The 10,827-nt window shown below is 66.7% G+C and carries 10 protein-coding genes; 6 read left to right on the forward strand and 4 right to left on the reverse strand.

Annotated features, from left to right (window positions below; all coding sequences use genetic code 11):
• The first annotated feature begins 159 nt into the window (after positions 1–159).
• The 6 genes from QZX93_RS24970 (at position 160) to QZX93_RS24990 (ending at position 6,447) form a co-directional block, all read left to right on the forward strand.
• On the forward strand, positions 160–537 hold the full coding sequence (locus tag QZX93_RS24970; protein ID WP_295392177.1) for a hypothetical protein: 378 nt from the start codon (positions 160–162) through the stop codon (positions 535–537).
• A 519-nt stretch (positions 538–1,056) separates the two neighbouring features.
• A complete protein-coding gene (locus QZX93_RS24975) occupies positions 1,057–2,157 on the forward strand; it encodes a caspase family protein (RefSeq protein WP_295392179.1) in 1,101 nt (366 codons plus the stop codon).
• A 290-nt stretch (positions 2,158–2,447) separates the two neighbouring features.
• Positions 2,448–3,464, forward strand: coding sequence for an NACHT domain-containing protein (locus QZX93_RS24980; protein ID WP_295392180.1), 1,017 nt, complete (start codon positions 2,448–2,450; stop codon positions 3,462–3,464).
• Between the two features lie 58 nt (positions 3,465–3,522).
• Positions 3,523–5,388 carry an SUMF1/EgtB/PvdO family nonheme iron enzyme gene (locus QZX93_RS24985; RefSeq protein ID WP_295392182.1) on the forward strand — a complete coding sequence of 622 codons (1,866 nt, stop codon included), beginning with the start codon at positions 3,523–3,525 and terminating at the stop codon, positions 5,386–5,388.
• Positions 5,321–5,749, forward strand: coding sequence for an SUMF1/EgtB/PvdO family nonheme iron enzyme (locus QZX93_RS27525; RefSeq protein ID WP_366761191.1), 429 nt, complete (start codon positions 5,321–5,323; stop codon positions 5,747–5,749). Before QZX93_RS24985 ends, QZX93_RS27525 begins: the two co-directional genes overlap by 68 nt.
• Positions 5,734–6,447 carry an RNA-directed DNA polymerase gene (locus QZX93_RS24990; protein WP_295392184.1) on the forward strand — a complete coding sequence of 238 codons (714 nt, stop codon included), beginning with the start codon at positions 5,734–5,736 and terminating at the stop codon, positions 6,445–6,447. Before QZX93_RS27525 ends, QZX93_RS24990 begins: the two co-directional genes overlap by 16 nt.
• Positions 6,448–6,679: 232 nt before the next feature.
• On the opposite strand, the gene QZX93_RS24995 is transcribed toward QZX93_RS24990, so the two are convergent.
• The 4 genes from QZX93_RS24995 to QZX93_RS25010 all read right to left on the reverse strand — a co-directional run.
• Positions 6,680–8,026 (reverse strand): NACHT domain-containing protein, encoded by a 1,347-nt coding sequence (locus QZX93_RS24995; protein ID WP_295392185.1) that lies wholly within the window; start codon positions 8,024–8,026, stop codon positions 6,680–6,682.
• Complete coding sequence (locus QZX93_RS25000; protein WP_295392186.1) at positions 8,023–8,322, reverse strand: addiction module antidote protein; 300 nt, start codon at positions 8,320–8,322, stop codon at positions 8,023–8,025. Before QZX93_RS25000 ends, QZX93_RS24995 begins: the two co-directional genes overlap by 4 nt.
• A 9-nt stretch (positions 8,323–8,331) precedes the next feature.
• Entirely contained in the window at positions 8,332–8,622 is a 291-nt protein-coding gene (locus QZX93_RS25005; protein ID WP_295392188.1) for a type II toxin-antitoxin system RelE/ParE family toxin, read from the reverse strand.
• Positions 8,623–8,662: 40 nt separating this feature from the next.
• Positions 8,663–10,827, reverse strand: a 2,165-nt coding sequence (locus QZX93_RS25010; protein WP_295392187.1) for an SUMF1/EgtB/PvdO family nonheme iron enzyme, incomplete at its 5' end; no start/stop codon positions are given.

Genomic DNA, 10,827 nt, shown 5'->3' on the forward strand with positions numbered 1-10,827 from the left:
CTACGGGCTCCCTGCGTTTCCTCCCCCAGCGCGTCGACCAGAACGTGTTTCACATGCGTTGCCATCGGTGATCTCCTTCAGACCGCCCTACAGTAATTTAACCGGGGGGTGCTGTCTCACCTACATTGGCACAGAGGGCCGCGGCTGGCCTTTGACCGGATGACTGAGGTACCGGCCCTGCCATTTCGTCTCACCCTGATCGGCAACCTTCGCCGCGACAGCGATGAGGTCGCGCAATGGATCCGCGAACCCGGCAGCCGCGAGGCCGTCCCCCGGCCCACCGGGCTCACCTGGCCCGAGGCCGCGTTCTCGCTGGGGCACCTCGCCATCCCCATGCCCCTGGACGACCCGATGTATGGCCTGAGTCCGCGCCCGGCACCCGATGGCCTGGCGTTCCCGCTCGGGCAGGTCGCGCCGCGGGGCGAAACCGGGGCGCTCCTCCTGCCGCTCGGGCAGTTCGCGCGCATCCGCAGCAACCCCTTCTTCCAGGTAATTGTGGAGCGCATCGACGCGGCGGTGCAGGCGGACGTGCGGTGAGGGCATTGCGCATAGCGAGGGGAAATGTCTCCCGTCGCTGCTTGCACCAAAGGCGCATCACGTCACGACTGAAGCACGTCAAGATTGACGCAATACGCACTCGCAACACGGCTCAAGAGACTGGGCAAGAATCGGTGCCGGGCCGCGGAGGTTCGCGCTTGGGAGCGCCGACATTCTGTCGGCCAACCGCCGCAGGCGGTTCGCGGTTTCGCGGATAATCGCAGCAGGCGTTATTTTCGCGAGGACCCAACGGCGCTTCGCGCCGTCGCCGACAGAATGTCGGCGCTCCCAGACGCCCCAGAGTTTGGTGTCTGCGAATACTTGCCAGTCTCTCGAGGGCCTTGATCAGCGTTCCAGCCGGCGGCCATCTTCTGGAGTCCAAGGCTTCAGCCTTGTTGTTGCAGCCCCAAGGCAGAAGCCTTGGACTCCGGGATGGCCGGAACGACAATCAACGCACTCCCGCCTGATCCCCCAATCCGCGATAAGATCCCCGTACCAATAGAGGACCGGAGATTTCCCATGGCATTCACCCAGGGTCACGCCCTGCTGATCGGCGTCGGCACCTACGCGCACGAACCGCATCTCGATGTGCCGATCGCCGCCACCGACGCCCAGGCCCTGGCCGGTGTCCTGCGCGACCCGGCGTACTGCGGTTACCCGGCCGATCAAGTGGCGGTCCTGCATGATGCCGGCGCCAGCCGCGTCGGCATCCTCGCCGCACTCGACGCACTCGGTGAGCGGGTCGGCGCGGCCGACACCGTCTTGCTGTATTTCTGCGGCCATGGCGACTATGGCGACGACGGCGACTACTATCTCACCACCCACGACACCCGCCTGAGCGGCGGCCGGATCGCGAGCGGCAGCGGCCTGCGCCAAGGCGAGTTCATCGCCCGCTTGCGCGCCATCAAGGCCAAGCGCCTGCTGCTGGTGGTCAACGCCTGCCACGCGGGCGAACTGGCGCCGACCCTCGGCCCCGACACGCCCTACACCGGCACCCCACTGCCGGCCCCAACCGCCGCCGCCCTACTCTCCACCGGCGAGGGGCGGATCATCATCACCGCCTGCCGCGAAGGCCAACAGTCCTACATCGGCACCGGCGCCCTGACCCTCTTCACCCAGGCCCTGGTGGACGGACTGCAAGGCCGCGGCACCAGCAGCACCCGCGGCTATTTGAGCGCCTTCGACCTCTACACGCATCTGTATTTCACCATCGAGGAGACCGTGCGCCGGCAGTACGGGGCCACCCAGGAACCGGAACTGACGGTGCTCAAGGGCGTCGGCCCCTTCGCCGTCGCGCTCTATCGCGGCGCGACCGTGCTCGGTGACTTCGACGACACCGCCCAGCCGCCCGCGGGCACCGCGGTGCGCGAGGTCAACCCGGCGCATGCGCAGTCCCTCGGCGACCGGTACCAGGCCAACCTGACCGGCAGCGGCGCCATCGCCCAGGGGGACCGGGCGACCGCGGTCGGTGCCGGGGGCGTCCTCATCCGCGGCAAGAACACCGGTACCATCAACACCCGAACCCAGATCGATACCGGCGGCGGCGCTTACATCGGCGGCAATGTCAGTGCCGGCGGGGACTTTGTTGGTCGGGACAAGATCACCAAGGGTGGCGGATAGACCCATGCCCGAAGCCGCCGATCCCGCTGTCTGCTCGTGCCCAAGCTCCGAGACGGGGCAAGTATTCCACGAAGCGGTTTGCCGTAGCCTGGATGGAGCGCAGCGCAATCCAGGTCCCCGGCGTAAATCGCTGATCCCTCATGTGTCGGCAAGGTTGCCCCGGATTCCGCTATCGCTCCATCCGGGCTACGGGGAGGTCCCAATGAATACTTGCCGAATCTCGTCGCTTGGGCATGCGGTCCGGGAAGCGCGGCTTCCCGAGTTGGATAGACATAAGGGAGCCCTTTCGCATGGCCACTGAACCGACCGAACCGACTGGCATGGAAGCGATGCAGCGGGAGATGGCCCAATTACGGGCCGAACTCGCCAACGCCCAACGGGCAAACCTGACCGGCCCCGGCGCGCTCGCCCAAGCCGGCAGCACCGCGCTCGGCGCGCGCGCCGTCAGCCTGGAAGACAACGCGGGCAACATCAACACCGGCCTCCAATTCATCGAGCGCTACTACGCCGCGGCGGGCGAACGCCTGTCCAAAGCGCAGATCGCGCAACGGGTGGCCGGCTACCTCGGCTGGCTGCGCTCCTACACCGCGTCGATTGAACTGCGCGGTATTGCGCGACCGGACGGGACCTCGGTCATTTCGCTGCCCCTGGAGACGGCCTATGTCCCACTGCGCGCCCGGCCCACGCCGCGCGGCGGCGACACGCTGGAGCCAGCAGGGCGGCGCGGCGCCGCGGCCCTGGCCGACGACACCGATTCCGCACCACACACCACCGAGATCGCGCTGAACCAGGCGCTCGGCCTGGCCCATCACCTGGTCATCATCGGCGGGCCGGGGTCCGGCAAGACCACCGTCCTGATGCACATGGCCTGGGCGCTGGCCTCCTCGCTGCTCGCCGACGCGGCCGAGCCCACCCGCTCGCGCCTCGGCCTTGAGCTTGCCCCACGCGAACTGCCGCTGCCGATCTTCATGCCGCTGGCGTACTTTGCCCGCTATCGGCGCCATCAGCCGGCCAACGCGTCCCCGCGCGCCCGCACCCTGGCCAACGGCATCTCCTGCTACCTGATCGGCAAGCAGGCCGACTTCGACTTGCCGGACGACTTCTTTGCCCAGTTGCTCAAGGACGGGCGCAACCTGCTCCTGCTGCTCGACGGACTCGACGAGGTCGCGAACGAGGACGAACGCGCCGCCGTGCGCCAAGCCGTGGTGGACCTGGTCCACGGGCACCCGCAGGTGCGGGTCGTCGTCACCTGCCGGACCATCGCCTACCGCAGCGCGCTCACCGCCCTAGCAGCCTGTCGGACTTGATGGCGTAACCGATTGATTAAACAGGAAAACGACTTTTTGGCGCAAAAGAGGAAACTCTTTGCATTCAATCGGTTGCATCACTAAGTCCGACAGCCTGCTAGGCGCCGGGTTCCGTGAACTCGTCGTGCAACCGCTGGACTTCACCCAGCACGTCACGCCCATGGTGCGCCAGGCCTATGACTGCATTCACCCGCGCGATGCCGTCGCGCGCGCCAACCGCGCGCAGGAACTGCTTGACCGGATTGGGCAACTGGAGGATGAGCGCCGCGCCCGTCTGGGCCCGGAGGCCAGTATCCTGGTGGATAGTCCGCTGATGGTGCGGCTGCTCTTGATCGTGAATGAGAGTTACCGGCAACTGCCGGATGCCCGCGCCGATCTGTTCGATAAGGCCATCGAGGCCCTATTGCGGGTCGACTACGGGCGCGAAGAGGAGGATCGCCACGAGCTGGCGACGGATTGGGAGGACTTTCGCGAGATGGCGCAGCACCTCGCCATCCACATGCACCAACAGGGCCGCGACCAGGGCCGGGAGATCGACGAGCGGGCCTTGGCGGCGGCACTGCGCGAAAAGGCGGAATTCCAACCCTATATCAAGGCATTTATCGGCCACGCCCGCCAGCGCGGCAGTGTGGTGGAGGAGCGCGACGGCACCTATCGTTTCATCCATCTGGCCTTCCAGGAGTTCCTGGTCGCGCGCTATCTGGCCGAGGTCCCCGGCCGCGACAGCCGTCAGGCCATGCTCGACTGCCTGACCGACCACCTGGAAGACCCCTGGTGGCGCGAGCCCATCCTGCTGCTGGCCGGCTACCTGGCCAAGAATGCCGCCGGGGCGGCCCGGCGCTTGCTGGGCGAGCTGGCCGCCACGGGCACGACCGCGAATGCGCGTTTTTCAGCCGCCGAACTGGCGGGCGCGGCCACCCTGGAGTGGCAAAAGAGCGGCGAGGCGCTGCGGACGCGTTGTGCGCAACGCATACTGACCCTGATGGGCGATGCCGAGGCGCTCAGGGACTCGCGGCCCCCGGTGCGCGCCCGGGCCGGTGATACCCTGGGGCGTTTGGGCGACCCCCGGTTTGATCCGCGGCGCTGGCACCTGCCGGCCGATGACCTGCTTGGCTTTGTGCGCATCCCGGCCGACCCGCAGTTCAAGATCGGCACCCGGAGCAGGGATAAGAAGCAGGTCTCACAGGTCGTCGGCTACGACGTATCCGACGACGAAATCAATGACCTTGCCACGCCAACGCCGGCGTTCTACTGCGCCCGCTATCCGGTCACGGTCGCGCAGTTCAGGGCCTACTGCGAGGCGGCCGAGGTCCGGCCGGGCAACGCGAATGCCTTGCGTGACGCGGATAACCGACCCGTGCGCTATGTCGATTGGCGCGAGGCGCTGGCCTATTGCGAGTGGCTGAACCAGGCCCTTGCCAGTGAATTCCTGGCCGGGAACGAGATCGCCCGGTTGGTAGGGGGAGGGTCCTGGCGGGTCGCCCTGCCGAGCGAACTGGAGTGGGAGAAGGCGGCGCGGGGCGGGCTGTCCGACACGGTATATTCCTGGGGCGACGTCCGGGACCCGAATCGCGCCAATTACGATGACGCCAAGATCGGGGACACCTCTGCGGTCGGCTGCTTCCCGGCCAACGGGTTCGGTCTGCATGACATGATTGGCAATGTCTGGGAATGGACGTGCAGCCGCTACCAAGCCTACCCCTATCGACCAGGGGACGGTCGTGAAAGCCCTAATCCATCAAATGAAGAGTGGTTAGTCGTGCGCGGCGGCTCGTGGAGCAACCATCGTGACCTCGCGCGCGGTGCCTATCGCGGCGGGGTTCTTCCCGGCGCCCGGGGCCTCGGCTTGGGGTTCCGTGTCGTCTTGCGTTCTGCCCCTGTTTCTTCAGCTCCGTCCTCTGTCACTCCGGACTCTGTACTCTGATCCTCTGCACTCCAGAGGGGGTCCGGGGGAGACTTCCCCCGTCGCCGCGCGCAGCGCTCGATTTTTTTGCTATGCTGCCCGCGCCGGGTGGCGACATCCGGTCAGGCGGTCTGGAGAGGTCGTGCGCGGCGGCTCGTGGAACAACCATCGAGACAACGCGCGCGGTGCCTATCGCAACAGGAATCAACCCGGCAACCGGAACAACAACTTGGGGTTCCGTGTCGTCTTGCGTTCTGCCCACGTTCTTCAACCCCTTCTTCTGGTCTCGCCAGGGGGCGGGACGGCGTACCGGTACACCAGTGCCGGCCGCGCTCCAGCAATGCGGGCCGATTGGCGCAAGCCGGTTTGTCCGCCGAGGTGAAGGAAGAAGAACAGCGCCAGACAGGTCTGGTCCGCGCGCAGGCCGCAAGGCAGGGCGACACCAGGGGCATCGCCCGCGCCGGGCGCATACAGAAGCCGGGGTACGGCCAGGTGATCGCACCCGCCGTACCCGCCCCCTTCTACTCAATCCGCGCCGGCCGCGTCGGGCCACCCGCTCGCCGCTGGCCCACCGGAGATGACGGAACGCGTCTTTTTGATCCAACCACCCAGCAGCTTGCCGACCCCGGCGACCATCCGGCTCGCATGCTGAACGACTTTGACTGGTTTGTGCAGCGTGAACTGGGCTGCGGCGCCTATCTGCGATATGTGGATGATTTTGCTATGTTCAGCGACAGCAAGAGCACGCTGTATGCCTGGAAGGAGGCGGTGATCGCGCGCTTGGCGCAGGAGCGCTTGACGATCCACGAGGCCGCCACCCAGGTCTTGCCCACCGGCTGCGGCATCCCCTGGCTGGGCTTCGTCGTGTATCCGACGCATCGCCTGCTGAAGCGACGCAATGCCGTGAACTTCACCCGCCGGTTTGAGCGGAACCTCAATGCCTACCAGGCCGGAAAGTGCTCATTCGCCGAATTGGATGCGTCCGTGCAGGGGTGGATCAATCATGTCCGTTATGCCGATACCTGGGGGCTGCGCGGGTACCTGTTTGCGGGGCATCCTATTCCGCGGCAGGCCACATAAGGCGCTAAGATGGCACCGCGGGATGCGCGTCGCATCTCGTTCCCACGCTCCCGCGTGGGAATGCCGCGCGGGCGCTCCGCGTCCGGTCTGATTCATGGACGCGGAGCGCCCGCACTTGCTCCCACGCGGAGCGTGGGAGCCAGAAAAAAATCGAGCGCTGCGCGCGGCGACCGGGGGAAGTCTCCCCCGGACCCCCTCTGGAATCAGAGGATCAGAGTCCAGAGTTCAGAGTTCAGAGTGACAGAGGACGGAGCTGAAGAAACAGGGGCAGAACGCAACACGACACGGAACGCCAAGTTGAAGTACCGGTGGCCGGGTTGATTCCTGAAGCGATAGGCACCGCGCGCGAGGACTCGATGGTTGACCCACGAGCCGCCGCGCACGACCCGTATGTCTGCAACTGGGCGATCAGGGTGAGCAGCAGCGGGCGCTCGGCCAGTTCGCGGATGCGCTCGTTGCGCTCCACCGTGCGGATCAGGACCTCGGCCCGGTCCCGGGCGGCGGCGGGCGTGAGGCGCAGGAGCTCGACCATGTGGGCATACCAGGCGTCCACGAAGCCCTTGATCTGGCCGGTGCGCAACGGCAGCAGATGGGTCTGCGTGAACCCATCGAGCTGCCACTCCTGGCGCTGATAGGCATAGGTGCGGCTGGTCACCAGGAAGCGGCAGCGGGAGAAGCTGGCCGCGAAGTCCTGCACCGCCTGCTTGATCTGGGCGCGGCGCTCGTGGGCATCGGGCACCTCGTCCAGACCGTCCAACAGGATCAGGCCGCCCTGGTCCAGGAGGCGCTGCTTGAGCACCGGGGCGAAGTCCTCCAGCGCGGCCTGCTTGAGGCGGCCTTGGAGAAAGCGCCAGAGGGTTTCGGCGTTGACCGGGATGCCGGGCGGCGGCAATTGGCTCGCCAGATCCCGCAGCACCACCGGCACCGGCAGGAGTGGGCCGTGGTCCCAGCGTTGGGGTGCTTGGGCCTTGTCGTCGCCGTCCTCGTTGGGCAGGGGCGCGGTCAGCGTCTCCAGGTTCGGACCCGGGACTTTGAGCAGTTCGCCGGCCAGGGACAGGGCGACGAAGTTGACGAAGGTGCTCTTGCCGCTGCCGGGGCCGCCCAGCAGGACCAGGCGCGACGCGGTGTTCAGTGCGTCCAGGGCGGAGGGGTGGCGGTCCGGGCGTTCGAGCGAGCGCCCACCGTCGGGCGCGGCCTCCACGCTGCCGCCCTGGATCAGCAGGGCGGTATAGACCGCCGAGAGCCGGACCTGGGCGTTGGCGCCGTCGCCGACGAAGAGCGGCAGTTGATTGGCCTGGGTCAGGATGCGGGCGAGATAGGCGCGGGTCAGGGTGGCCGGGCTGGCGCCGGGCTGGGTCCCCTGCTGGATCAGCAGGCCCAGGTTGATCGTGCCCGTGTTGTCACCCTGAACGGCAACACCGCCCGCACCGACGGCGAGCGCCTCCGGCCCTTGGGCAATGGCGCAGCTGCCGGTTGGCGCCGCCAGGGCGGCCACGGCGGCGTCATAGGTGTCCTGGTCGATCAGGCCTGCCGCGTGGGCGCGTTTGAGCTGTTCGATCCGGGGCGGCGGTGCGGTCATGCCGGCGCGGTGTCAGCACGCAGTTTCAGCCCCAGGGCCTTGATCACCTTGATGACCGTGGCAAACTCCGGGTTACCATCGGGGGCCAAAGCCCGATACAGTCCTTCGCGGGCCAGACCGGTCTCACGGGCCAATTGGGCCATGCCGTGGGCGCGAGCAATGTCGCTCAACGCCGCGCGGATCAGACTGCCGTCGCCGGGGTCTTCGTCGATGCAGGCATCGAAGTACAGCGCCATGTCTTGCGCAGTCTTGAGGTGTTCAACGACATCCCAGCGTCGCAGTTTCAGTTCACCCATGCTGCCCTCCTAAAGTTGCTGCGCCAACGCGCGTGCGGTCTTGATGTCTCTTGCCTGGCTGCCTTTGTCGCCGCCGGCCAGCAGGATCACCGTCTCAGTCCCGCGCTGCGCCAGATAGATACGGTATCCCGGACCGCAGTCGACCCGCAGTTCGCTGACGCCTTCGCCCACCGGTTTCACATCCCCGAAATTGCCCTGCTCCACGCGCCGCAACCGTGCCGCGATCCGCGCCTTGCCATGCGGGTCGCGCAAACCGTTGAACCAGAAATCGAAGTGTTCGGTGGTGTGAATCGTCCTCATGTGAAAAATGTAACCCATGGGTTACAACCAAACAACCCTGCTAGAAAATAGGGGCAAGACGCAACACCACACGAAAGCCCAAGGTGTCGATCCGGGTGTCAGGGGGATGCCCGGTGCGGGCGGCACAACGCGCCTGGCCGCGCGGGGAGCGCCACGAGCCACCGCGCACAACCCGCAAGACATCGCTCCTGGCATCAAGTCGCTCGCGTGCCGAGTCAGTGGGATCGTAAGGATAGGAAAACTCCGGGCTGAAAACGTACTTGCCCCACAGGCTGCGCGTCCACTCACCAACGTTGCCGGTCATCTCCTCGCAGCCGTAGGGGCTCCGGCCCGCCGGATAGCAGCCGATCACGCTGGTCTCACCGATGATCGATTCGAGATTGGCCAGGTCAGCGTCGAAAGAATCGCCCCAGGGATAGGCGCGACGCGGGGCTGGATTCGGTCCCAATGTCCAGGTCGATAGTGCCACCAGTTCCTCGTTGAGCCGCTGGGATGTCACCCACCGGCCGTCGACGGGCACCTGTTCGCCACCCCGGGCGGCCTTTTCCCACTCCGGCTCGGACGGGAGGGTGACGACGAAGCCCGGCGGCAACAGCCCCTGCCAGGCTTGGCTGAGGAAGCGGCAGAAGCCCATCGCATCGTGCCAACTCACGTATAACACTGGGTCATTGTCCCGCCCACCCAGGTTGCGTTCATTGTCCGGCAGGCGACCACTGAGCCGTACATACTCGCGCCACTGCGCCAAGGTGACCGGGAAGCGCCCGATGACGTATGGATAGGCCAAGTCAACGCTATGCTGGGGCCTCTCGTCATCCAGCCCCCCAGCGTCGCCCATCACGAACGGCCCAGACGGCACCAGGCAGAACTGCATCCCGTCGAGCGTCATCACCTCCGGCCGCGGATCGCCGAGCACGGTCAGCGAGCACCCCGCAAGTGCCCGCTCGGTCGCCGGCAGGGCCGCACCGCGCAGGATGCTGGATTGCCAGTCCCGGACCCGGACGAGCTTGTCCTCGTTGCGCGCCGCGACCTTCGCCAAGTCACCACACTCCACCAGGACGCACCCAGCGAGCAACCCGCCCCAATGGTCGACGATCGGGGGCGGCCCATTTGGCGGCGGCGCCGGACACAGGGTGTCGGCCACCGCCCAGGCGCTGAGCGAGGACCCGCGCGCTGCCTTGGCGCTGGCCAACAGGGTGACCTCGCGCCAGCGGTTGGGGTCGGCGCGGGCGAGGTACGCCAGTTGGTCCGGAAACTCGTCGTCGGTCAGGTGGCAGGCGGCCAGGTATTCCTGAATGGAACGATCTGGGAACCGGTACATCCCCACCCCATGGAAAGCCAGGATGCCGGCGCGGTCGCGCAGGTAACGCTCCAGGAGCCCCACGTTCAGGTCGGCGCGAGGGGTGCCGGCCGCGAGCAGGGCGCAGATCAGGGTTTCCTGGCGGATGTCGGCGGTGCCGGTCAGCTCCGGCTGGTCGCGGTGGGCCGCGAAGGCGAGCCGGTTGAGCTGGCGGCGGATGTCGTTGCGGCCGGCATTGAGCCATTCGGCGAGGCTCGGTTCGATCTCCTTGGTGCCGTCGGCGCGCTCCCGGACCTTCATCGTCTCCCACTTGGTGAGTAGCATCTCGACCGCCTTGTCATAGATCTCCTCGCGCCGCTCCGGCAGCCCCGCCCCACCCTCGGTCTGCAACTGCGCGATCAGAGTCAGGAGCAGCGGGCGGTCGGCCAGTTCGCGGATGCGCTCGTTGCGCGCAACGGTGTGGGTGAGGACCTCGGCGCGGTCCCGGGCGGCGGCCGGCGGGAGGCGCAGGAGTTCGACCATGTGGGCATACCAAGCGTCCGCGAAGTCGCGAACCTGGCCGCGCCTAAAGGGCCGTAGAGAGACCTCCGCGAAGCCATCAATCCTCCACTCCTGGCGCTGATAGGCATAGGTACGGCTGGTGATGAGGAACCGGCACCGGGAAAACACGGCCGCGAAGTCCTCTACAACATGTTTGATCTGCGCGCGGTGGTCATGGGCGTCGGGCGCCTCGTCCAAACCGTCGAGCAAGATCAGACCGCCCTGATCTAGTGCTGCAGAGTGAAAATTCTGGCACCGCTTGCGGGCTGTGTTCGTTATCATGCTGAACACGTCAACTTCCCGCTGCTTGAGTTTGTTCGCCATGCCCCTTTGCACCGCCGCCCCCGTGGATATCACCGAGAAACAAC

Source organism: uncultured Thiodictyon sp. (assembly GCF_903946935.1).
Lineage (GTDB): Bacteria > Pseudomonadota > Gammaproteobacteria > Chromatiales > Chromatiaceae > Thiodictyon.